The following is a 22,382-nucleotide window of genomic DNA, read 5'->3' on the forward strand; positions in this document are numbered from 1 at the left end:
ATAATGGATGAACGGAACACGGAACGCGGCATGGACAGCCTGAACGGCTGGCGCAGATCCCACAACTGCGCGGCCCTGGGCACGGAAGCTCTTGGCCAGGAAGTCTGCCTCATGGGCTGGGTGCAGTACCGCCGCGACCACGGCGGCCTCATCTTCATCGACCTGCGCGACCGTCACGGTCTGACCCAGGTAGTGTTCTCGCCCGAGGTCGCCCCCGAGGCCCACGAACGGGCCCACGTGCTGCGCACGGAGTTCGTGCTGGCCATCAAGGGCGTGGTCCGCCCCCGGCCGGGCGATATGATCAACCCCAAGTTGGCCACGGGCGCCATCGAGGTCTACGTCACGGAGTTCAAGCTCCTGAACACGGCCAAGACCCCGCCCTTCCCCATCGAGGACCGGGTGGACGTGTCCGAGAACCTGCGCCTCAAGTACCGTTTCCTGGACCTGCGCCGCAAGGCCATGGCCGACAACCTGATTTTGCGCAACCGCGTGTCCCAGAGCGTGCGCCGGTACCTCGACGAACTGGGCTTCCTGGAGATCGAGACGCCCGTGCTGACCAAGTCCACGCCCGAGGGCGCCCGCGACTTCCTGGTTCCCAGCCGCGTCAACCAGGGCCAGTTCTACGCCCTGCCGCAGTCGCCCCAGCTCTTCAAGCAGCTGCTCATGTGCGGCGGCCTGGACCGCTACTACCAGATCGTCAAGTGCTTCCGCGACGAGGACCTGCGCGCCGACCGCCAGCCCGAGTTCACCCAGATCGACATCGAGATGTCCTTCGTCGACGAGGAGCAGGTCATGGAGATGGCCGAGGGCATGGTGGCCCGCGTCATGCGCGAAGCTTTGGGCCGCGAGATCGTCCTGCCCCTGCCGCGCATGACCTACGCCCGGGCCATGGCCGAGTACGGCGTGGACAAGCCCGACGTCCGCTTCGACCTCAAGCTTTCCGACGTGACCGACATCGTACGCGGCTCGGACTTCAAGCTCTTCGCCGCTGCCGCCCTGGTCAAGGCCCTGCCCGTGCCCGGCGGCGCGGAACTGTCGCGCAAGGAGATCGACGACTACACCGAGTTCGTCAAAATCTACGGCGCCCAGGGCCTGGCCTGGATCAAGATCAAGGAGGACGGCTGGCAGTCCCCCATTGCCAAGTTCCTGAGCGACGCCGAACGCGCCGGCCTGACCGAGGCCCTAAGCCTCAAGGCCGGCGACATCGTCTTCTTCCAGGCCGGCGCGCCCGAGATGGTCAACAGCGCCCTTGGCAACCTGCGGCTCAAACTCGGCGAACGCTTCGGCCTCATCCCCGAAGGCGAGTTCGCGCCCCTGTGGGTCACGGACTTCCCGCTCCTGGAGTGGGACCCCGAGGCCAAGCGCTGGGTGGCCATGCACCACCCCTTCACCGCGCCCAAGGACATGGACGCCCTGGCCTCCGATCCGGCCGCGGCCGTGGCCCGGGCCTACGACCTGGTGCTGAACGGCACCGAGGTCGGCGGCGGCTCCATCCGCATCCACAACCCCGAAACCCAGCAGCACATGTTCAGCGCCCTGGGGATTGGCGAGGAGGAGGCGAGGGCCAAGTTCGGCTTCCTGCTCGACGCCCTGGTCTTCGGCGCCCCGCCCCACGGCGGCATCGCCTTCGGCCTGGACCGATTGATCATGCTCCTGACGGGTGCCAAGTCCATCCGCGACGTCATCGCCTTCCCCAAGACCCAGAAGGCCACCTGTCTCATGACCGAGGCCCCGTCGGCGGTGGAAAACACGCAACTGCGCGACTTGGGCCTGCGCCTGCGGGAAAAGCCCAAAGAGTAGACATATGCTGAGAAAAGTACGTACATATCCTGACCCGGTGCTGGCCGCAAAGGCCGCGCCGGTGACGGAGATCACCGACGAAATCCGCACCCTGGCCGCTGACATGATCGAGACCATGTACGCGGACAAGGGCATCGGACTGGCCGCTCCACAGGTGGGCGAGAGCATCCGCCTCATCACCGTGGACCTGAGCGGCCCGGACAAGCGGGAGGACCCGCTTGTCTTCGTCAACCCGGTCCTGTCGAACCTCGAAGGCGAGGTGGACTCCGAGGAGGGCTGCCTGTCCGTGGTCGGCTACCGCACCACCGTGACCCGCGCCGAACGGCTGCACCTCTCGGCCACGGACCTGAACGGCAACCCCGTGGAGATGGACGCTGACGACCTCATGGCCATCTGCCTGCAGCACGAGGTGGACCATCTGAACGGCGTCCTGTTCATCGACAAAATCAGTAAATTGAAGCGCACCCTGTACGAGAGAAAGCTCAAAAAATGGCTGAAAGAGAAGAAAGAGAAAGACTGAGAGTCGTCTTCATGGGCACGCCGGACTTCGCGGCGGCGTCCCTTCGGCACCTTCTTGACTGGGACGGGTGCGACGTCGTGGGCGTGTACTGCCAGCCCGACCGCCCCTGCGGCCGAGGCCAGGTCTGCACGCCCCCGCCCGTCAAGCTCCTGGCCATGGAGCACCGCCTGCCCGTGTTCCAGCCCCTGAATTTCAAACAGCAGCCCGACGTGGACCAATTGGCGGCCCTGGCGCCGGACCTCCTCCTCGTGGCCGCCTACGGCCTCATCCTGCCTAATTCGGTGCTTGACATCCCGCGCCTGGGGGCCATCAATGTGCATGCGTCGCTCCTGCCCGAATACCGCGGCGCCGCGCCCATCCACAGAGCCATCGTCGACGGCCGCCACGTCACCGGCATCACCATCATGCGCATGGAGGCCGGCCTGGACACGGGCGACATCCTGCTGCAGCGCAGCCGGGCCATCGGCATCAACGACACGGCCCAGAGCCTGCACGACGAGCTGGCCGACATGGGCGGCCGGCTCCTGGTGGAGGCCCTGGAAAAGATGAACCAGGGCCGTCTGGTGCGCATCCCCCAGGACCACGCCAAGGCCACCTACGCGTCCAAGCTCTCCAAGGAGGAAGGGCACATCGACTGGAACCAGCCTGTCCTGACCGTGCACAACCGCATCCGCGGCCTTTATCCCTGGCCCGGCTCCTGGTTCGACTGGGACGGCATGCCCGGCAAGACCCTGCGCCTGACCGTGCACCCTGGCGTCATCGGCGAGCCCCTGCCCGAGGGCGTCCGGCCCGGCGAAATCCACGGCGTGGCCGGCGACAGCGTGCTCATCGCCTGCGCCGACCGGCTCTACGCGGTGCCAACCATCAAGCCGGCCGGGAGCAAGCCTCTGGGCGGACGCGAATTCTACTGCGGATACCTGAGCCGCTGCTCCGGCGAACACCTGCTCAAACCCGACCTGGCCTGCCCGGGCGACTAGGAGCCATGCCCAAACCCAGGAGCGGAAAACCCCTCAGAAGCCCCCTGGAACAGGAGATTCGCGACTCCTTCCAGACCCGCAAGCGCGTCTTCATCGGGCTCATCACCGGCTCGTCCGTCTTTCTCTGCGTTTTCATCGCCCTGCTGTGGGTCATCCCCTTCGTCGGGCTGACCAGCATCCATCCCCTGGCCCCGTGGATCCTGGGCTTCGTCACCGCCGCCCTCATCCTGGCCATCGGCTGGGCCGCCCTGGCCCTGGTGCTGAACATCCTCCTGGGCCGGCCCGTGCTTTTCGCCAAGCGCCTGCGCGGTGTCACGGTCAAGCTCTTCCTGCCCCTCATGACCCTGCTGGGCCGGCTGGTGGGCATCCCCAAGCAGACGGTGCGGGCCTCGTTCATCAAGGTCAACAACGAGCTGGTCCGGGGCGAAGGCCACCGCTACCCCGCCGACAGGATCCTGCTGCTCATGCCGCACTGCATCCAGAACAGCCGCTGCAAGTACCGGCTGACCTACGACATCGACAACTGCAAACGTTGCGGCGAGTGCGCCCTGGCGGGCCTTTTGGCCCTGCGGGACAAATACGGCGTCAAGCTGGCCGTGGCCACGGGCGGGACCATCGCGCGGCGCATCGTGGTTCAGCACCGCCCCAAGATCATCATCGCCGTGGCCTGCGAGCGCGATCTGGCCAGCGGCATCCAGGACACGCACCCCGTGCCCGTCTACGGCATCCTGAACTCCCGGCCCTTCGGCCCGTGCCTCGACACGGACGTGGCCCTGGAGCAGGTCGAATGGGCCATCAAGGAGTTCTCGGCATGAGCACGCCCCAGGCCCGGCGACTGGCCATGGACATCCTGCGCCGCACCATGGACCACCACCAGGACCTGCAGGCCGCCGTGGACGACGTGCTGGCCGGCGTCGCGCCGGGGCCGGACAAGGGCCTGGCCACGGAACTGGCCTACGGCTACCTGCGGCTGCGCGGCCGCATCGATTTCATTCTCGCCCAGCTCCTCAAAAACCCGCACCAGACCTCGCCAGTCCTGAAACGCATCCTCGGCGTGGCCGCCTACGAGCTCTTGTATCTGAGCCGCATCCCCGAATACGCCACCCTGGACTGGGCCGTGAGCCTCGTGCGCGAGCGCCTGGGGGAACCCTTGAGCAAGGTGGCCAACGGCGTGCTGCGCAACCTGGTCCGCCTGGGCCGCTCCGTGCATCTGCCGGACTATTACGAGGGCAAGACGGCTGGCCAGGCCAAGTTCCTGTCGGCATGGTGCTCCTGCCCGCTCTGGCTGGCTGAACTCTGGCTCAAGGCCTACGGCAAGGACAAGGCCCGGGCGTATCTTGAGGCGTCCCTGCAGGCCCCGCCCCTGGGCGTGCGGGTCAACAGAATGCACCCCCAAGGCGAAAGGCTGCGGCAGGACCTCGCGCCCCTGGCCGAGACGCGCACGGATTGGGGCTTCGCCCTGAAGCAGTGGCCGGACTTCCTGGACGAGGCCGTGGCCGCAGGCGCCGCCACCAGGCAGAGCCTGGCCGCCCAAAAGATCATGGACATCCTGGGCGCAGAGCACTGGCCGAGCCCCGTGCTGGACGCATGCTGCGGACGGGGGGGCAAGACTTTTCTCATGACGGAACTGGGCAAGACGGTCTGGGCCTCGGACGTCAACGTCTTCCGGCTGCGCCAGCTCAAAGGGGAATCAAGACGGCTGGGAATGTCCGTGCCGGCGTTCAGGGCTGGAGCGCAGGGTCCGTATCCCCTGCGCCCAGGCCCGCGCACCGTGTTTCTCGACGCACCCTGCTCGGGCCTGGGCGTTCTCTCGAGGCGTCCCGACATCAAATGGAAGCGCACTCCGGCGGACTGCGCCGGACTGGCCTTTCTGCAGGACGAGATGCTGCGGGCGGCGGCGGAACTGCTGCCGTCGGGCGGATGTCTCGCCTACGTGACCTGCACCCTCAATCCCGAGGAGAACGAGGGACGGATCGAAGGGTTTGTTCGCACCCACCCGGGCCTGGGCCTGCTGCGGCAGGCCCAGAGCGACCCGGCCGAAGGGCTGGGGGAATTCTTCTACGGCGCGGTGTTGAAGAAAGGCTGAATCGCGGCTACGTGTTCTGGGCCCGGCGGTGAAACTCCTTGACCAGAATCTTCTCCAAGCATTCGCGGCAGATGTCGGTGTTGTTGCAGTTCTGCAGCTTCATCTCGATGACCGGGTTCATCTTGCCCATCTGTCCGCCGAGCCGCGTCAGATTGGACGGGTCCTCGATGACCAGGGTGTAGCGCTCCTCGTAGATCCCGTCCTTGAGACCCATGATCTCCTTCCCGCAGATGTCGCAGAATCTCTTGATCATCCGTCCTCCGTGTGCTGCGATGGAAAATTGCAAAGACATGGATTCCCGCCTCCGCGGGAATGACACCGATGCGGCGCGATCAAATGACGATCACCCCGACCGGATGTAGTGACGACACAGGCGAGTCTACCAAAGTCATCCCCGCGAAGGCGGGGATCCATGCCTTTTCCTACCACGTATACCTGCACGTATCTCTAAACCTTGAGCGTCCCCCGATACTCGTCCCAGGACCCGATCCCCAGGGACTCGGCCAGGGCCGCCACCTCGTCCACCAGACGGAAGGCGTTGTCCGGGCGCATGAAGTTGTAGGTCCCGACCTGCACGGCGTGAGCGCCGACCAAGATGAACTCCAGCACGTCCTCGGCGCTGACGATGCCTCCCATTCCGATGACCGGCACGTTCACGGCCTGCACGACCTGATGCACCATGCGCAGGGCCACGGGCTTGATGGCCGGGCCCGACAGGCCGCCGACCACGTTGGCCAGGCGGCTTTTGCGCGTGCGGATGTCCACGGCCATGCCCGAGAGAGTATTGATGAGGGACAACATGTCCGCGCCCGCGTCCACGGCCGCCCGGGCGATGACGCGCACGTCGGTCACGTTGGGGCTCAGTTTCACGATGACGGGCTTGGAGCCCGAGCGTTTCTTGACGGCTGCGACCACTTCGGCCGCCATGTGCGGATCCTGGCCGAACTGCACCCCGCCCTCGCGCACGTTGGGACAGGAGATGTTGACCTCCAGGGCCGCGATCTTGTCTTCATGCGCAAAGATGGCCGCCAGCTCGCCGAAGTCATCGGGCGTCTGGGCGTAAAGGTTTGCGATGAGGGTCGCGTCGGCCGGAATGAAAGGCAGCTTCTCGGTCAGGAACTTCTCCACGCCCACGTTCTGCAGGCCGATGGCGTTGAGCATGCCGCACGGTGTCTCGGCGATGCGCGGCATGGGGTTTCCGGTCCGCGGGTCCAGGGAGATGCCCTTGAGGCACAGCCCCCCGAGTTTTGAAAGGTTGCCGAAGCGCATGAACTCCAGGCCGTAGCCGAAAGTGCCCGAGGCGGTGATGACGGGATTTGCGAGAGTCAGAGACCCGAGTTTGACGGTCTGGTCCATGCTATGCCCCCAGTTCGATGTCGCGCACGTCGAAAACCGGTCCGTGCACGCAGCTTTGTACGTAGTCGCCCTGGGTCGTCTTGGCCACGCAGCCCAGACACGCACCCACCCCGCAGGCCATGCGATTCTCCAGGGACACCTGGCCGTCGGTGCCGTGTTCCAGGCAGTACTTGCGCACAACCTTGAGCATGGGCTCCGGCCCGCAGGCCAGGACCTGGCCCTTGCCGGCCAGCGCCCTGATGCGCTCGGACAGCACGGTTTCGAAGGCCGCGATGTCGGCAGGGGTCTTCTGCTGCATGGCCTCGCTCGGGATGCTCGCTGCGATCTCGTCGTAGGGGTAGTGCCGCAGGTCCAGGCGGTGGCCGAAGAGCATGGAAAGGTTGTCCCTGCGCTCCCGGCGGGCGAGCATGACGAAGGGGGCGATGCCCACGCCTCCGGCCAGGATCAGGTTGGGCCGCGACTCGTCGATGCGGAACCATCTCCCCAGCGGCCCCCAGACCGTGACCTTCTGGCCCGGCGTAAGCTCGGCCAGCCGGCGCGTGCCGCGGCCCACGGTCTGGAACAGAATGCGCAGGCCGTCGTCGGACACGTCGCAGACCGAGAAGGGCCGCGGCCAGATGAGTTCCGCGCCCCACTGCGCAGGGCGGAGCATGACGAACTGGCCCGGACGGCAGGTCCAGCCCGGCGCGGAAAGGATGAGGTTGACCAGGCTCGGGTCGCTGCCGGGCCGGCAGGAGATGACCTCCAAATCCCGGCATGGCGTCTGGCTGTCGATCATATGGTGTTCCCGGACGTGTGTCCTATGCGTTGTCGGTTTTCGTGGTTTCCCCGGCCATGCGGGCCAGTTCCGTCTGGCGCTCGGCCGGGGTGAGGCTCGTGCAGAGGGTGTAGGTCGCGCCGTCGTGCACTTCCTTGCGGATGGCGAAATGTTCGTCGGCCAGACGGGCCAGCTGGGGCCAATGGGTGATGAGGATGACCTGCTGGCGCGTGGCCAGAAGGCGGATGCGCTCGGCGACCTTGATGAGCGTCCGGCCGCCGATCCCGGAGTCGACCTCGTCGAAGAGCAGGGCCGGCAAGCCTTCCCGGGAGCGCAGGCTGACCACGGCCAGCAGGAAGCGCGAAAGCTCGCCGCCCGAGGCGATGCGGTCCAGGGGCTGCGCGTCCAGGCCGGGGTTGGGCACCCACAGGAAGCGGGGCCGCAGCTCGTCGATGCCGGGGTGGACCGTCAGGGCGCGAAACTCCACCAGTACGCGCAGATGCTCGGAAAAACCCAGGTTCTTCAGCTCGTGTTCGAGATCCCTGGTCAGGTCCACGGCCGCGGCTTCGCGGGCGGCGTTGAGCGCTGCCGTGGCTTCGCGCAGGGCCGAGGCGGCCCGGGCCTCTTCCTTGTCCAGGCGCTTCAGCTCCAGCCCGCTCTCGTCCAGAAAGGACAGGTTCTCCTCGATCTCGGCCCCGAGGGCCACGATGGAATCGAGGGAGCGCTTCAGCTTGCGCTGCAGCTGCTGCAGCTCCCACAGGCGCTTCTCGACCTGTTCGGCGTCGTAGCCCTCACCGCGCGACGAACCCGAGGCGCGCAGGTCGCGCAGCATGTCGGCCAGTCCGTCGCGAAAGCGCCCCACCTCCCGCGCGTGCTCGCGCAGCCCCTCGTCGTCCTCCCCCAGGCCGGCCAGGGCCCGCTCCAAGGACGAAAGCATGTCCTGCAGCCCGTTCTCGCCCAAAAGGAGCCCCTGAGCCTCGCCGGCCAGGGTGCGGGTCCGCTCGGCACGCCGCGCGTCCTCGCGGCGCTGCAACAGCTCTTCCTCTTCGCCGGGCTGCGGGTCCACCTTGCGGATCTCGGCCAGCTGGAATTCCTGAAATTCGCGCCGCTCCATGAGCCCGGACATGCGCCGCTCCACCTCGGCCCGTCGGGCCAGGACGGCCTGCAGGGCCTCGCGGGCGGCCCGCTGCGCGGCCAGGACCTGCGGGTCGGCCAGGAACGCGTCGAGAACCTCCACATGGTGCTCGGCCGAAAGCAGCCGCTGCTGGCCGTGCTGGCTGGTGTGCATGAGTAGGCGCGGCCGGAGCTCGGCCAGACGCTCCTGGGAGCCCAGGTCGTCGTTGATGAACAGGCGGCTGCGGCCCGTACGGGCCAGTTCGCGGCGCAGAAAGAGCTCATCGCCGTCCAGGCGGAACACAGCCTCCACCAGGGCCTTGTCCCTGCCGGGCCGGACCAGGTCGGCCGAGATGCGCTCGCCGAGGATGAAATCCAGGGCGCGCAGGATGAAGGACTTGCCCGCGCCGGATTCGCCCGTGAGCACGTTCAGACCGGGGCAGAACTCCAGTTCCACGTCGTCGATGAGGGCCAGGTTGCGAATGCGCAGTGTCTCGAGCATATCCGCCTTGTCACGAAGGTGGGTTCGTTGCCGAAAAATCGCCCGCCAGCAGGGCGCGGATCCGTCCGGACGCGTCGCGGGCGGCCAGGATGCGCCCAAATCTCTCGCCTTGCCCCTGGCGCATGGCCTCGCCGTGCGCCACGAGCATCTCCTCAAGCCCCTGCCTGACGCGAAAGGCACGGCAGTCGGCCAGGCCCAGCTCGAGCCCGAGCCGCCAATCCCGGCGGTCGTGCAGGGAGAGGTACGAAAGGGCCTTGATGCGCAGCCCGTCCCAGCCGCTTTCGCAGGCCAGAATCCGGGCGATATCCCCGTACACGTGCAGGTCGTCGGCGGCGAAAGAACTGGCCAGGACCAGGCATTCCAGAGCCGACTGTGGCAGATGCGCGCCGGGGTCGAACACGAATCCCGGCCGGAAGGACCGCCCGATGCGTTGTAGCTCCCTGGCCCAGGCAAGGCAAATGGAAAGCGGCGTGTGCCCCGGGTCCGGGGCCGCGGGTGCGGCGTGGCGGATGTGACGCAGGAAGAAGAGGCGCGCCAGGACCGGATCGCCGGCCTTGAGCGCCCCCATGCTTCCCGCCAGATTGACATCCGGGAAGGCCGCGTACTGTCCGGTCTCGGCCACGGGCAGGGCCACGCGCATGAATTCGTCCCGGCCGGCCTCGGCACTCAGCCGCAGCATGGCGGCCAGGACCTCGTCCGTCACGGGCAACGCCCCCAGCCTCGCCGCCATGACGCCCGCGCCCATCGCCAGGCGCCCGGCCTCCCGGAGCTGGGACACGGTCAGCCACCAGGCCACGTCGGCTGACGGCCCGGTCACGGCGCACCGCGCAAGCCCGACGGCCGCGTCCAGCAGCGAGGCGGCCCGGTGCTCGGGGAGGTGCTCATGCTGCACCCGCTCCCAGGCGCGAAGCCCCATGCTCCTGGCCAGCAGGTCATCGCCCTGCAGGCGCCCCGCCCAGTCCGCGAGTTCGGCGCCGTCGCGGTACGCGGCCACTTCCTCGCCGGGTTCGAACAGATCCTCCAAGCCCGGGATGGCCGGGTTGAGGACCGCGCACCCGCATGAGGCCGCCTCGAACAATCGAAAATTCACTTCGCCAAAAATGGACTCGTTGGGCACCAGGCGGGTCTCGTCGTACATGTCGAGCATGGCCGCGAAGCCCAGATCCTGGCGCACGCGCACCTCGCCCAGCTCCTGCAGTAGCTCCACGAACCACGTACGCACCGGCCGCTCGGCCGTGAGCCTCCCCACGAAGGCCATGCCGGGCCGCCGCCCTTTCCACGGCGCACGCCGACGCACCTCGCCATGCCAGGGCAGCCAGAGGGTGCTGGTCACGCCGTGCCGCGCGAACCAAGGCAGCCAGTGCTTCTGGGTCGAGCAGAAAAGGTCGAAGAGCCGGGCGTAATACTGATGCCAGAAACTGTTCAGATGGGTGTCGATGGACCAGAAGATCTTGGGGCAACCGAGGGAGGGCAGGTCGGCGATGAGGGTGCGGGGGCCGAGGGTTTCCTGCTGGATGAACAGGTCGGGGACGAAATCCCCCAGCAGCGGGGCGATATGGACCACCCCTGCGGGCGGGCGCAGGTCCAGCACCGTATGCCCCAGTTCGGACAGGGCCCGGCCGAGCCCCAGATGGACACAGGCGATGTTCATGCCCGGCGTTGGCCCTCCCCGCTCTGCGCGAAAAGCGCGGCAAAAGCCTCAGTCCCGCGCAGTTTCGGCCACTCCATGGCCGCGGCGCAGCGACCCTGGTCGAGAATGAGGCCGTGGGTCAGGAGGTCGTCCATGAATTCCGGGGAATGGGTGGCCAGGACGAGGGTCCTGCCCCGGGAGGCCCAGTCGGAAAGCAGCTCGACCATGCGGGACTGCCAGGATGCGTCGAGGCCGGAAAACGGTTCGTCCAGGACCAGCAGTTCCGGCGCGTGGACCACGGCCCTGGCCAGCATGACCTGGCGGGCCTGCCCGAAGGACAGGGACGCCAGAGGGCGGTCCAGCCAGTCTTCCATGCCCCAGGCGCCGGCCAGGTCCTCGGCCATGGCGACCTGGACCGGCCCGAGGCCGCGGTGCACGCCCAGGCCGTCGCACAACCCCGAGAGGAGCACGTCCCGGCAGGTGGCCCCAGGCTCCATCCGTTCTCCCAGCCACGGCGCGAGGATGCCGATGCGGCCGCGGATCTCGGCCATGCGGATAAGGCCGGTCCGGCCGAACCACGAGGCCTCGCCGCCGGGCCAGGCCCGGCGGTAGCCCGTGACGAGCTGCAGCAGCGTGGACTTGCCGCTGCCGTTGTGGCCGAGCACACCCCAGCACTGGCCCGAACGCACGGTCCAGGTCAGGTTGTCCACGGCCGCGCGGCCGTCCATGACCACGGAACAGGCGCGCAGTTCGACGATGTTCTCCGGCCGCGTCTCGCCGGCCTGCCGCTCGGGCAGATCCAGGACGCCCGGCCGCACCCGCGAGGGTCTGTCCACCAAGCGGCCGTGCTCGATGAAGATCCGCCCGCGCACGGCCTCGGGCACGGGCAGCAGTCCGTGCCCGCTGACCAGCAGGCGCGTGCGCCCCGTGTCCGCGATGCGGTTCAGGGCGTCAAGCAGGCGCAGCTGGCCTTGGCGGTCCAGGCCCTGGGTCAGCTCGTCCACGGCCAGGAGCAGCGGTTCGGCGATGAGGGCCCGCGCCAGCAGGGCGCGCTTGGCCTGTCCGGTGGACACGGCCCGCATGGGCCTGTCGAGGACAGGCCCAAGGCCCATCTCGAAGCCCAGGGACCTGGCCTGGGCCTGCTCGGCCTCCGAGGCCTCGTGGTAGAGAAAGGGGGTATTGCGCAACCCGGCGCAGATGACTTCCCAGATGGGCACGCGCAGGTCGTGGCGCTGGTACCAGTCGGCCATGTCCGGCGTGACCAGGCGCACATGAGGGCGGACGGCGATGGGCGAGTCCGAGTCCTCGCCGAAGAGACGGTAGACGCGTCGGCCGCCGCTGCGCTGCGACGGCCAGAGTTCGCCGGTCAGCAGACGCAGGAGCGTGGTCTTGCCTGCTCCGTTGTCGCCGACCACGGCAAAGTGTTCCCGTCCGGCGACATGCAGGGTCAGTTCGTGCAGGATGCGGGCGGTGCCCAGGTCCACGTCGACCCGGTCGAGATGTATCTCAAGACTGTCCATGCTCCCTCGGAGTGCGGAAAAGGCGGCCGAACGGAATCGTCCGGCTGGACAGTCCTACCGTTGCAGCAACTCCATGTCGATAGTCAGGTCTATGGTCTCGCCCATGACGCCCATCTGCGTCCACTTGGCTTCGCCGACATGGAAGTCCAGCCGGTTGATGGAGAACTGGGCGTGCAACCCAAGCACCTTGGTGTCCGGAAAATTGTCCTTGAACGGGTGTGCGGCGACGCCGAGCACCTTCACGGGTACGCGTATTTCCGCCGTCACGTCCTTGATGGTCAGGTCGCCGGTCACGTACAGGACATTCCCCTCGCCCTTGGAGACGCTCTTGGAAGCGAAAATGATGCGCGGCGACTTCTCCACGTCCAGAAAATCGGGGCCGCGCAGATGCTCGTCGCGGGCCGGGACGCCGGTGTGCACGCTGGCGCTGTCGATCAGGATATAGAACTGGGACTTTTCCGGCGCGGCCGGAGCGTATTCCACCTCGCCCGAAAACCTGGCGAATACGCCGGGCACAAACCCGACGATATGCCGGATGCGAAAGCCCACGGTCGAATGCTCGCCGTCGATCTCCCACGAATCGGCATCCGGCACCCCGCCCAGGGCCGAACCCGCGCCCAAAACGCAGGTCAGGAAAAGAACGCCTATGCTCAGAAATGATCTCATTGTTTCCTCCGCTGTTTTCTCGCTCCGCACCCGATGAACGGGCTGCAAGGGCCGTCCCGCAAGGATTCACGGCCACCTGCCCCCCGGCAGGCTTGCCGGGAGGAGCGCGTCAGACAAGCCCCCTTATCAGGGACCCGGCTGTTTCGCCATACTTGCGCGTATGACGATTTTTCCTGTTGACAGCCCGGGTGGTTTATATCAAAAGGCGGCTTCGCGTCGTGGGGCTGTAGCTCAGCTGGGAGAGCGCTTGAATGGCATTCAAGAGGTCGTCAGTTCGATCCTGATCAGCTCCACCACTTACAAAACGCACATCAAATTCCACTTGAATGCCGCTGGAAAGCCGTCCGAAAGGGCGGCTTTCTTGTTTTTCGGCGCCATCCGCCTCAATCCGAGACTCATCCTCCCGCTGCAGCTTGCGCGTCTCCGCGAATCGGGACATGTGAAGAAACCGCCGGGTTTTAGCCGCCCACGCTTCCCCGCCCCCGTCAAAGGAAACAAGGAGCCGCAGATGAGCGCACAAGGCCGCGCAGGAATCCTGATCGTCGACGACACTCCCTTCAACATCGAACTGCTGGAAGGTTTCCTCTGCCAGGCCTACAACGTGGACACGGCCACATGCGGTGAAAAGGCCCTGGATATCGTCGGCACATCCCCGCCCGATCTGGTCATCCTCGACATCGTCATGCCCGGCATGGACGGCTTCGAGGTCTGCCGCAGGCTCAAGGCCGACGAGCGCACCGCCGACATCCCGGTCATCTTCATCACCGCCCTCGACGACGTCGCGGCCGAGGCCAGAGGCCTTGAACTCGGCGCCATCGACTTCATCACCAAGCCATTCAACCCCGCCGTGGTCCGGGCGCGGGTCGCCAACCACATCGCCCTGCGCGAGGCCGCCCGCCTTCGGGAGGACGTGGAGCGCATCATGCGCCACGACCTCAAATCACCCCTGACCACGGTTCTGAGCCTGCCGCAGCTCATGCTCATGGACGGCAACCTGACCCCGCCCCAGCGGGACATGCTGCAACGCATCGAAGACGCGGGCTACACGCTTCTGGCCATGACCAACCTGTCCACCACCCTCTTCAGGATGGAACGGGACGTCTATGAACTGCGGCCAGAAAAAATGGACCTGGCCGCCGTGGCGCGCAAGGTTCTGACAGGCTTCGCGGAAACGGCCGAGATGCGGGGCATCGGGCTGCGGCTCCTCGTCGACGGCCGGGATGACGGCCCGTCCATCCCCTGGATGGGCGAGGAACTGCTCTGCCACTCCATGCTCGCCAACCTCGTGGGCAACGCCCTGGACGCATCCCCCCGGCGGGAGGACGTTCTGGTATCCCTCGGGGCTCGGCCGGAGGGCGGGGTGCGCATCGACATCGTCAACAGGGGCGACGTCGCGCCGGAACTGCAGGGAAGATTCTTCGAGAAGTACGCCACCGCCGGCAAGGCCCGCGGGACGGGCCTGGGCACATACTCCGCCCGGCTCATAGCCAGGGCCCACGGCGGGGATATCGAGATGAAGTGCGGGGCCGGCACGGTCGAGGTCAGCGTTTTCCTGCCGGCGTGACGGGAGGCTTCAGGAACGCGCCCTGCGGCGGGCGAAGACCTCGCGCAGCTTGCGTTCGAGGATCTCGGGGGTGAAGGGTTTGACGATGTAGTTGTCCACGCCGCTCTTGACCGCCTCGACGACGCTCTCCTGCTCCGCCTCGCCGGTGATGGCCAGCACGGCGACGTCAGTGAACCGGCCGCCGGGGCAGCGGATGAGCTTGAGCAGTTCGAGCCCCGTCATCCGGGGCATGCTCCAGTCGAGGAGCAGGAGTTCGTAGCTGTTCTCCTGCATCATCTCCCAGGCCATCTGCCCGTCCTCGGCATAGGCGAGGTTGGTGAATCCGAACCTGCGCATGACGTCGCCGATGGTCCTGCGCATGGTGGAATAGTCGTCAACGATGAGAACCGGGATATCGGTGTTCATGCTCTGCACTCCGCGGGTTGCGCCACGTCGGATTCCGGATCCCCGCGCCGCTGGATGGTCGGGGACATGCTCATGCAATGGGCGCCATCTGTCATTATTTCCATGAGTTCTCGCAAAATGCAACGCCCGGCCACCCATGTGTTCCCCGCCTTCGCCTCCTGCCGACACGTTCCTCACTCCGACCACAAACCCCGCAACAGCGCGATCTCGCGTGCGTACCCCGGCAGTTCGTTGGGCGTTTCCAGATAGAACGGCAGCCCACGAAGACGTGGATGGTTGACGATGCGCCCGAAGGCCTTCAGTCCGATATGGCCTTCCCCGATGCAGGCGTGACGGTCCTTGCGGGCACCCCGGGGATTCAGGCTGTCGTTCAGGTGCACGGCCCGCAGCCGGTCGAGGCCGACGATCTCGTCGAACTCCCGCAGCACGCCGTCCAGATCGTGCACGATGTCATAGCCGGCGTCGTGGACGTGACAGGTGTCGAGGCAGACCCCGAGCCTGTCCGGCAGCGCGACCCGGTCGAAGATCTCCCGCAGCTCGCCGAAGGCGCTCCCCACTTCGCTGCCCTTGCCGGCCATGGTTTCGAGAAGAACTGTCGTCTTCATCTCCGGCCGCATGACGGCGTCGAGTTGGGCGACGATGAGGCCGATGCCCGCCTCCATCCCCTGCCCCACGTGGCTGCCGGGATGAAAATTGTACATGTTGCCCGGCAGCAGTTCCACGCGGGCCAGGTCGTCGCGCATGGACTCCAGGGCGAACGTCCTGGTCTTCACGTCGGCGGAACAGGGGTTCAGCGTGTAGGCGGCGTGGGCCAGGAACGGGCCGAGGCCGTTCTCCCCGGCCAGGGCGAGAAAAGCCGCCACGTCCTGCGGGTCCACGCCCTTGGCCGCCCCGCCGCGGGGGTTGCGGGTGAAGAACTGGAACGTGCTCGCCCCGATCGAGAGGGCGGTCCTACCCATGGCCAGGAAGCCCTTGGAGGAGGACAGGTGACAACCGATATTGAGCATGGCATCTCCACGTGCGCGTGACCGCGCATGGTTACGGCCGGCAGGCGGCCCCGGAACAATCACTGAGTTCGATTCGCCCCATCACTTCACAACACGGGAACACGACGTCATGATCCACGCATTCCAGACCATCGGAAGAATCATCCACGGCAACGGCGCGTCACGGGACGTCGGCAACGAGGTCCGCGCCATCGGCGCCTCGCGCGTCCTCATCGTGACCAGCGAGGGCATCGTCCGGCGCGGGACGCACGCCCCCATCGCCGCATCCCTGGAAGCCCACGGCGTCGCCTGGACGCTCTTTGCGCGAGGGTCCTCCGAGCCCACGCCCTCCGACGCCCACGAATGCGCCGCGGCCGCGCGCGAGTGCGGAGCGGAAGTCATCATCGGCCTCGGGGGCGGCAGCGCCCTGGACTGCGCCAAGGCGGCCGCGGTCCTGGCCAGACATGACAGGCCCATCGAAAACTACTTCGGCGTCGGCCTCGTCCCGGGCCCCTGCACGCCCACGATCCTCATCCCGACAACGGCCGGGACGGGCAGCGAGGTCACGTCCATCAGCGTGCTGGAAGACCCGCGAACCAACTCGAAGAAGGCCGTCGTCAGCGACCACCTCTACGCCAGAGCGGCCGTGCTCGACCCGGAACTGACCGTCTCCACGCCCCCGCGCATCACCGCGACCACGGGCATGGACGCCTTCGTGCACGCCATGGAATCGTTCGTGAACCGCACGGCCACCGCCTTCACGGACGCCGTCAACCTGCAGGCCATGCGCCTCATCGCGGGGGGCATCCGCGCGGCCTGCGCCGACGGGAACGATCTCGGCGCCCGCGCCGACATGCTCTACGCCTCGGCCTTGGCCGGCATGGGCTTTTCCAACACCCAGAACGGCGTGATCCACGCCATCGCCATGGCCGCGCCCGCCTCGCTCCATCTGCCCCACGGGCTGCTCGTGGCCGCGGCGGCGCCCATGGGCATGGCGTTCAACTGCCAGGCCGCCCCGGAAAAATACGCCCGCATCGCGAAAATCCTGGGCTGCGATCCGGCGGGCAAGACTCCGCGCGAACTCGCTTCCCTGGCCGCCCAAGGCATGAAGCGGCTCCTGGCCGACCTGGACATCGAGCCGGGCCTCGGTGCCCACGGCATCGCACGCGCGGAGATATGCGGCATCGCCGAACGGGCGGCCGCCGCCAAACGGCTCATGGACAACAACCCGCGACAGGGAACGGCCGAAGACCTCCAGGCGCTGCTGGAAGAACACTTCTAGCAACCGCCCCTGCCCCGGAGCGTCATTTCTTCTGGATCTTGCGGAAGATGGTGCTGCGGTCGACCTGGAAGAGCTCCGAGACCTTCTGCACCGACCCGTGCAGGGCGATGGCCTGTTCCAGAAAGTCCCGCTCCATCTCGGCCATGATCTGCTTCAGCGGACGGCCGCCGGTCAGGAGGGCGTCGCTGCAGGCGCGGTCCTGGGGACTGTCCTCGCGGATGTGGGCAGGCAGGTCGCGGGGGGAGATGTGCGAACCCTTGTGGGTGATGACCAGGCCGTGGATCATGTTCTGCAGCTCGCGCACGTTGCCCGGCCACTGGTAGCGGGACAGGATGGTCAGGGCGATCTCCATGATCGCCATGCGCTTGCCGTACTTGGCCGAGTAGTGTTGCAGGAAGTGCTCCACCAGCGGCCGTACGTCCTCGGGCCGCTCGCGCAGGGGAGGGATCGTCACCGTGGCCACGTTCAGCCTGTAGTACAGGTCGCGCCGGAAGGTGCCCTGCTCGACGCATTCGCCCAGGTTCTTGTTGGTGGCGGCGATGACCCGCACGTCGACCTTGCTGGAGCGCGTGCCGCCGACGCGCATGATCTCGCCGTCCTGAAGCACTCGCAAGAGCCGCGTCTGCATGGACAGGGGCAGCTCGCCGATCTCGTCGAGAAAGACGGTGCCGCCGTCGGCCAGCTCGAAATAGCCCGCCTTGCCCTTGCTCGACGCGCCCGTGAAGGCGCCGGGCATGTAGCCGAACATCTCGGACTCGGTCAGGGTCTCGGAGATGCCGCCGCAGTCCACCTTGAGGAAAATCTTGTCGTGCCGGGCGCTGCGGGCGTGGGTCAGACGGGCGAAAACGTCCTTGCCCACGCCCGTCTCGCCCAGGATGAGGACCGAGGCGTCCGTGGGGGCCACGGTCAGCAGCATGTTGACCACTTCCTGCATGGCCGGGCTCGCGTACACCGGCGTGAGGCCCTTGCTCTGCTCGTTGGAGATGTAGGCCATCTGCTTGTGGAAGTGGTCGATGAGCTGGCGCTGCTCCTCCATCTGCTCATTGAGGCGCGTGATCATGGTGATGTCGCGGACAAAGGTCACCACGAGCCGCAGGGTCCCGCCCTCGTCGAAGACCGGGAAGCCCGAGAGGACCAGCTTCTTGCCGTTCTGCAACTGCTGCACGTGGGTCGCGGGCTTGCCCGTGCGCACGATCTCGGGGTTCAGGATCTTGTCGAAAATGCCGTTCTCCACCAGGGAGCGCACCTGCCTGCCCTGGATGTCCTCCTGCTTCAGGCCCGTCAGCTGCTCGTACATGCGGTTGACGCGCAGGGTGATGCCCGAGACGTCGGAGATGAAGACCCCGTCGGGGAGGGCATCGAGGATGTATTCGAAATGCTTGGCGACAAAATCGGCGTGGCGGCTCGTCATACGAAAAAACTCTCACGGGCTGTAAAAAAAGGCAACCCGAGGGCTGCCTTTCCACGATTCGTCACGGTTTGCGCGGCCAGGCCCGTGCGGGCCGGTTCGGCCGTGAACCTCATCATTTCGGGAAGTCAACCCTGTCCCCGAGAATCCGCACCGCTGTCTCGATGAGCCTCGGCATGACCGACTTGTCCAGCGTCACGTCGTCCATGGGAGGCACCCTGTCCAGAAAATGGTACTTCTGCGTGCCCAGCCTGTGGTAGGGCAGCATCTCGTAGCGCACGTTCGGATAGGGCCGGATGAACCCGGCGATGGCCGACACGGCGTCCTCGGAATCGTTGAACCCCGGGATGACGGGTGTCCGGACCAGGATGGGCTTGTCCGGGTGCAGTTCCGCAAGCCTCCGGAAATTCTCCAGGATGACCTCGTTGGACCGCCCGGTATGGGCTTCGTGGACGGCGCCGTCCATGTGCTTGATGTCGTAGAGCACGTAGTTCAGGTACGGAGCGGCCGCCTCCAGGGTCTTCCAGGGCACCATGCCGCAGGTCTCGACGGCGGTCTTGATCCTGCGCCGGCGGGCCTCCCTGAGCAGGGCCAGGGCGTAGTCGGCCTGCAGGAGCGGTTCGCCGCCCGAGAGGGTCATGCCGCCGCTGGAGCGGGTATAGAAGGCCGCATCCTGTTCGACCACACGCAGCACGTCGTCCACGCTGCGCTCCTCGCCGTAGACGATGAGCCCCTGGGACGGGCAGGCCTGGGCGCAATTCTTGGGGCACCCGTCGCACAGGGCGCGGTCGATGCGCAGGCTGTCGTCGGCCTCGCGGATGATGGCGCCGCGCAGGCAGGCCTGCAGACAGCGCGTGCACTTGGAAAAGGTCAGGCAGCGGCCCGGATTGAAGGCCAGTTCCGGCTCGCGGCGCTGGGATTCGGGGTTGCTGCACCAGTTGCAGGAAAGCGGGCACCCCTTGAGGAAGACAATGGTCCTGATGCCCGGGCCGTCATGAACGGAGTATTTCTGGATGTTGAATACGAGGCCTTTCTTCTTTCTGTCTTCAAGAGCGCTCATGGGACTCCCCCGCTGATGTCATGAAAAATCGCGGGCAGGCCGAGGCCTGCCCGCGTGTGTCCGTTGAGGCCGAAGGATGGCCGGGGCGTACCTAGAAGGCGCCGTGCTCCGTACGGGCGATGAGGTCGTCCTGAAGGTCGGGCGAGAGGTCCACGAAGTAGGCGCTGTAGCCCGCGATGCGCACGATGAGGTTGCGGTACTTCTGCGGGTCCTTCTTGGCCGCGATGAGGGTCTCGCGGTTGATGACGTTGAACTGCACGTGCCAGATCTTCAGGTCGCACATGGTGCGGATGAAGGACACGAGCTTCTCGGTGCCCTGCTCGCCCTCGATGCATTTGGGCGTGAACTTGATGTTCAGCATGCGGGCCGCGCGGTCGCGCATGCCGTAGTTCTTGGTGTTGTAGTTGGACAGCAGGATGGCCGTGGGGCCGTTCACGTCCGCGCCGTGGGAGGCCGAGGATCCGTCGGACAGGGGCGTGAACTCCTTGCGGCCGTTGGGCAGGGCCGAGACGACCTTGCCGAAGGGCACGTGGGAGGTGAAGGGCACGTAGCGCACGTCGTTGTGCATCCCCAGATCCTTGCTGTACTTGCCGCCGAACTCCACGGAGATCCTGTCGATCTCGCGGCCGATGGCGTCGGCGTACGGGTCGTTGTTGCCGTAGCAGGGGGCGCTGCGCAGCAGGGCGGCGACGTCCTCGTGGCCTTCGAAGTTGGCGTCCACGGCGTCGATGATCTGCTGCATGGTCAGCTTCTTGTCCTCAAAGACCAGCTTCTTGATGGCCGAGAGGGAGTCGACCACGGTGCCCAGGCCCATGTATTCGAAATAGCCGAGATTGATGCCCTCGGGGATCTGCTCCTGATGCAGGTCGATGCAGTGCTTCATGCACAGGTCGTGCATGGCCGAGCCCATGGGCTGGGCGAAGGTGGTCGCCCGAATCTTGTTGATCAGGTACTGCTGGTGGAAGGCCGTCTTCAGGAACAGCAGGTGCTGCTGCACGTAGGCGTCCCAGAACTCGTCCCAGGTCTGGAAGGCGGTCGGGTCGCCCGTTTCCACGCCCAGCGGCTGATCGCCGTACTTCTTCATGCGGCCGTTGCGCAGGACCATCTCCACCGCGGCGGCGAAGTTGATGTACGCGCCGCCCGAGGTGTAGGTGTCGCGGTTGGGCATGCGTGCCTCGGTGCAGCCGGACACGGCGTAGTCATAGGCTTCGGCGAAGGTTGCGCCCTTGGAGACGTACAGGGGCACGATCTCCTCGTCGTTGATCAGCTTGGGGAAGCCCGAGCCGTCCTTGATGGTTTCGGCCACGTCCCACAGGTAGCTCTCGGGGGAGCGGCTGTGGATGCGGGCCGCGAGGTCCGGATAGTGCAGCGGGAATTCGCGCTTGGACTTGAGGATCAGATGCGTCAGGTCGTTGGTGGCATCGCGTCCGTCCGGGGTCTGGCCGCCGACGGTCACGGCCTCCCAGTGCGCGTAGCCTTCGTTGAAGGCGCCGCCCGTGGGGGAGATGTACATGTCGATGAACTCGGCCATGCCGACCCACATGCACTCCAGAAGCTCCATGGCCTTCTCTTCCGTCAGGATGCCGGCTTCCATGTCCTGCTCGTAATAAGGGAAGAAGTACTGGTCCATGCGGCCGTTGGAGATGGTCGTGCCGGTCTTCTGTTCGATACGGGAGAACATCTGGGTGAACCACTGGCTCTGGCAGGCCTCCCAGAAATCGCGGGCCGGCTCGCCGGGCACGCGCTCGGCGTTCTCGGCCATGCGGGTGAGCTCGGCCTTACGGACCGGGTCGGATTCCTTCGCCGCCGCTTCGCGGGCCAGCACGGCGTGGCGCCCTGCCCAGTGCACGATGGCCTCGCAGACGATGACCACGGCTTCGAGGAAGGGCTTCGTCTCGCAGTTGTCCTTGGGACTCAGCGGATCGAGGGCGTCCAGCTTCTCCTGTGCCTCGCGCTTGATGTCGTTGAAGCCGCGCCTCAGAATTTTCTCGTAGTCGTGAACCCACTGGATGGAGGAGCGGAAGGAGGCGGTCTCGTTGACGATGAAGCGGGACATGAGTCCTTCGGGATCGTCGTAGGTCAGCTTATGCACATCAGCGGGCAGTGCGGCGTTGAGCTTTTCATGGAAGGTCTTGCCCTTCCAGAAGGGGGCGATCTGCTCGACGACGACCTTGGCGTCCTCGGGGGTGATGGTCGCGGGAGAGGTCGGGCGGTTGGGCAGTTCCTTGACCGCGATGTCCAGGAAGTCGCCGTCCAGTTCGGGGTAGAGGATGCCGTAGCGGCCGTCGCAGCCGGCGCGGCCGAGCAGGAGCTGGTCGTCCTGGACATAGACGGTCATGTTCTCGGCGATGTGCTTCATGGCCTTGGCCCAACGCAGGACGAGGGGCTGACCTTCGGTCTCCTGCATGGACTGGGTGAAATAGAGGGCTCGTTCTATGTCAATGCGCGGCTTCTGACCGTCGAACCGTTCCAGCATCTTGAAAACGCGACTGTGTGTCTCGCGGAATCTATCCTCTTTGCCCTCGATTTTTTCGTAAAGCCTCTGCTCCTGAGGGGACATGCATTCACATGTAAACCTTGTCATGACTCTGCTCCTCGTATCTAATTTTATTCATGCGTATGGTAAAATCAGCACATTCTTTTAAACCATGCACAAACATCGGTTACACCAGAAAATCTTTCCTTTTCTCCGTCGAACATCGTGCTTCCGTATCCAAACGAGCATGAGCATTCTCTGTGCCAAACTCCAT

Annotated in this window: 19 protein-coding genes and 1 tRNA gene; 8 read left to right on the forward strand and 12 right to left on the reverse strand. The window is 66.1% G+C overall.

Annotation, left to right across the window (positions count from 1 at the left end; all coding sequences use genetic code 11):
- The first annotated feature begins 3 nt into the window (after positions 1-3).
- The 5 genes from aspS to G394_RS0111955 are packed head-to-tail and all read left to right on the forward strand — an operon-like array spanning position 4 to position 5,383.
- Entirely contained in the window at positions 4-1,800 is a 1,797-nt protein-coding gene (gene aspS, locus G394_RS0111935; protein ID WP_028577846.1) for an aspartate--tRNA ligase, read from the forward strand.
- Between the two features lie 4 nt (positions 1,801-1,804).
- Positions 1,805-2,320 (forward strand): peptide deformylase, encoded by a 516-nt coding sequence (def, locus tag G394_RS0111940; RefSeq protein ID WP_028577847.1) that lies wholly within the window; start codon positions 1,805-1,807, stop codon positions 2,318-2,320.
- Positions 2,290-3,297, forward strand: coding sequence for a methionyl-tRNA formyltransferase (fmt, locus tag G394_RS19040; protein WP_043775727.1), 1,008 nt, complete (start codon positions 2,290-2,292; stop codon positions 3,295-3,297). The genes def and fmt overlap by 31 nt, the downstream gene beginning before the upstream one ends.
- 5 nt (positions 3,298-3,302) lie before the next feature.
- Positions 3,303-4,112 (forward strand): DUF116 domain-containing protein, encoded by an 810-nt coding sequence (locus G394_RS0111950; protein WP_028577848.1) that lies wholly within the window; start codon positions 3,303-3,305, stop codon positions 4,110-4,112.
- Positions 4,109-5,383: a transcription antitermination factor NusB gene (locus tag G394_RS0111955; protein WP_028577849.1), complete on the forward strand. Its 1,275-nt coding sequence runs from the start codon at positions 4,109-4,111 to the stop codon at positions 5,381-5,383. Before G394_RS0111950 ends, G394_RS0111955 begins: the two co-directional genes overlap by 4 nt.
- Positions 5,384-5,390: 7 nt before the next feature.
- Here G394_RS0111955 and G394_RS0111960 read toward each other — a convergent pair whose 3' ends face one another.
- The 7 genes from G394_RS0111960 to G394_RS0111990 form a co-directional block, all read right to left on the reverse strand.
- The gene (locus G394_RS0111960) at positions 5,391-5,636 is read right to left on the reverse strand and encodes a hypothetical protein (protein ID WP_028577850.1); all 246 of its coding nucleotides are present in this window, start codon (positions 5,634-5,636) and stop codon (positions 5,391-5,393) included.
- A gap of 194 nt (positions 5,637-5,830) precedes the next feature.
- On the reverse strand, positions 5,831-6,739 hold the full coding sequence (locus G394_RS0111965; protein ID WP_028577851.1) for a dihydroorotate dehydrogenase: 909 nt from the start codon (positions 6,737-6,739) through the stop codon (positions 5,831-5,833).
- Position 6,740: 1 nt separating this feature from the next.
- Positions 6,741-7,517, reverse strand: a complete 777-nt coding sequence (locus G394_RS0111970) for an iron-sulfur cluster-binding protein (RefSeq protein ID WP_028577852.1) — start codon at positions 7,515-7,517, stop codon at positions 6,741-6,743.
- A gap of 22 nt (positions 7,518-7,539) precedes the next feature.
- Positions 7,540-9,111 (reverse strand): DNA repair protein RecN, encoded by a 1,572-nt coding sequence (locus tag G394_RS0111975; RefSeq protein WP_028577853.1) that lies wholly within the window; start codon positions 9,109-9,111, stop codon positions 7,540-7,542.
- Between the two features lie 10 nt (positions 9,112-9,121).
- Positions 9,122-10,762 (reverse strand): glycosyltransferase, encoded by a 1,641-nt coding sequence (locus G394_RS19045; RefSeq protein ID WP_043775735.1) that lies wholly within the window; start codon positions 10,760-10,762, stop codon positions 9,122-9,124.
- Positions 10,759-12,261: an ATP-binding cassette domain-containing protein gene (locus G394_RS0111985; RefSeq protein WP_028577854.1), complete on the reverse strand. Its 1,503-nt coding sequence runs from the start codon at positions 12,259-12,261 to the stop codon at positions 10,759-10,761. Before G394_RS0111985 ends, G394_RS19045 begins: the two co-directional genes overlap by 4 nt.
- Before the next feature lie 54 nt (positions 12,262-12,315).
- Entirely contained in the window at positions 12,316-12,927 is a 612-nt protein-coding gene (locus tag G394_RS0111990) for a YceI family protein (RefSeq protein ID WP_084435597.1), read from the reverse strand.
- Between the two features lie 220 nt (positions 12,928-13,147).
- Here G394_RS0111990 and G394_RS0111995 point away from each other — a divergent pair.
- Both G394_RS0111995 and G394_RS0112000 read left to right on the forward strand, forming a co-directional pair.
- Positions 13,148-13,223: transfer RNA gene (locus G394_RS0111995), tRNA-Ala, on the forward strand.
- A gap of 212 nt (positions 13,224-13,435) precedes the next feature.
- Positions 13,436-14,491, forward strand: a complete 1,056-nt coding sequence (locus tag G394_RS0112000; RefSeq protein ID WP_028577856.1) for an ATP-binding response regulator — start codon at positions 13,436-13,438, stop codon at positions 14,489-14,491.
- A gap of 9 nt (positions 14,492-14,500) precedes the next feature.
- Here G394_RS0112000 and G394_RS0112005 read toward each other — a convergent pair whose 3' ends face one another.
- Both G394_RS0112005 and G394_RS0112010 read right to left on the reverse strand, forming a co-directional pair.
- A complete protein-coding gene (locus G394_RS0112005) occupies positions 14,501-14,896 on the reverse strand; it encodes a response regulator (RefSeq protein WP_028577857.1) in 396 nt (131 codons plus the stop codon).
- 173 nt (positions 14,897-15,069) lie between these two features.
- Positions 15,070-15,903, reverse strand: a complete 834-nt coding sequence (locus tag G394_RS0112010; protein WP_028577858.1) for a deoxyribonuclease IV — start codon at positions 15,901-15,903, stop codon at positions 15,070-15,072.
- Between the two features lie 109 nt (positions 15,904-16,012).
- On the opposite strand from G394_RS0112010, the gene G394_RS0112015 reads away from it, so the two are divergent.
- Positions 16,013-17,164, forward strand: a complete 1,152-nt coding sequence (locus G394_RS0112015; protein ID WP_028577859.1) for an iron-containing alcohol dehydrogenase — start codon at positions 16,013-16,015, stop codon at positions 17,162-17,164.
- Positions 17,165-17,186: 22 nt separating this feature from the next.
- Here G394_RS0112015 and G394_RS0112020 read toward each other — a convergent pair whose 3' ends face one another.
- The 3 genes from G394_RS0112020 to hpsG form a co-directional block, all read right to left on the reverse strand.
- Entirely contained in the window at positions 17,187-18,575 is a 1,389-nt protein-coding gene (locus G394_RS0112020) for a sigma-54 interaction domain-containing protein (RefSeq protein WP_028577860.1), read from the reverse strand.
- 112 nt (positions 18,576-18,687) lie between these two features.
- Positions 18,688-19,632 carry a (2S)-3-sulfopropanediol dehydratase activating enzyme gene (gene hpsH, locus G394_RS0112025; protein ID WP_028577861.1) on the reverse strand — a complete coding sequence of 315 codons (945 nt, stop codon included), beginning with the start codon at positions 19,630-19,632 and terminating at the stop codon, positions 18,688-18,690.
- A gap of 91 nt (positions 19,633-19,723) precedes the next feature.
- The gene (gene hpsG, locus G394_RS0112030) at positions 19,724-22,216 is read right to left on the reverse strand and encodes a (2S)-3-sulfopropanediol dehydratase (protein ID WP_028577862.1); all 2,493 of its coding nucleotides are present in this window, start codon (positions 22,214-22,216) and stop codon (positions 19,724-19,726) included.
- Between the last annotated feature and the right edge of the window lie 166 nt (positions 22,217-22,382).

The organism is Desulfomicrobium escambiense DSM 10707 (genome assembly GCF_000428825.1).
GTDB lineage: Bacteria > Desulfobacterota > Desulfovibrionia > Desulfovibrionales > Desulfomicrobiaceae > Desulfomicrobium > Desulfomicrobium escambiense.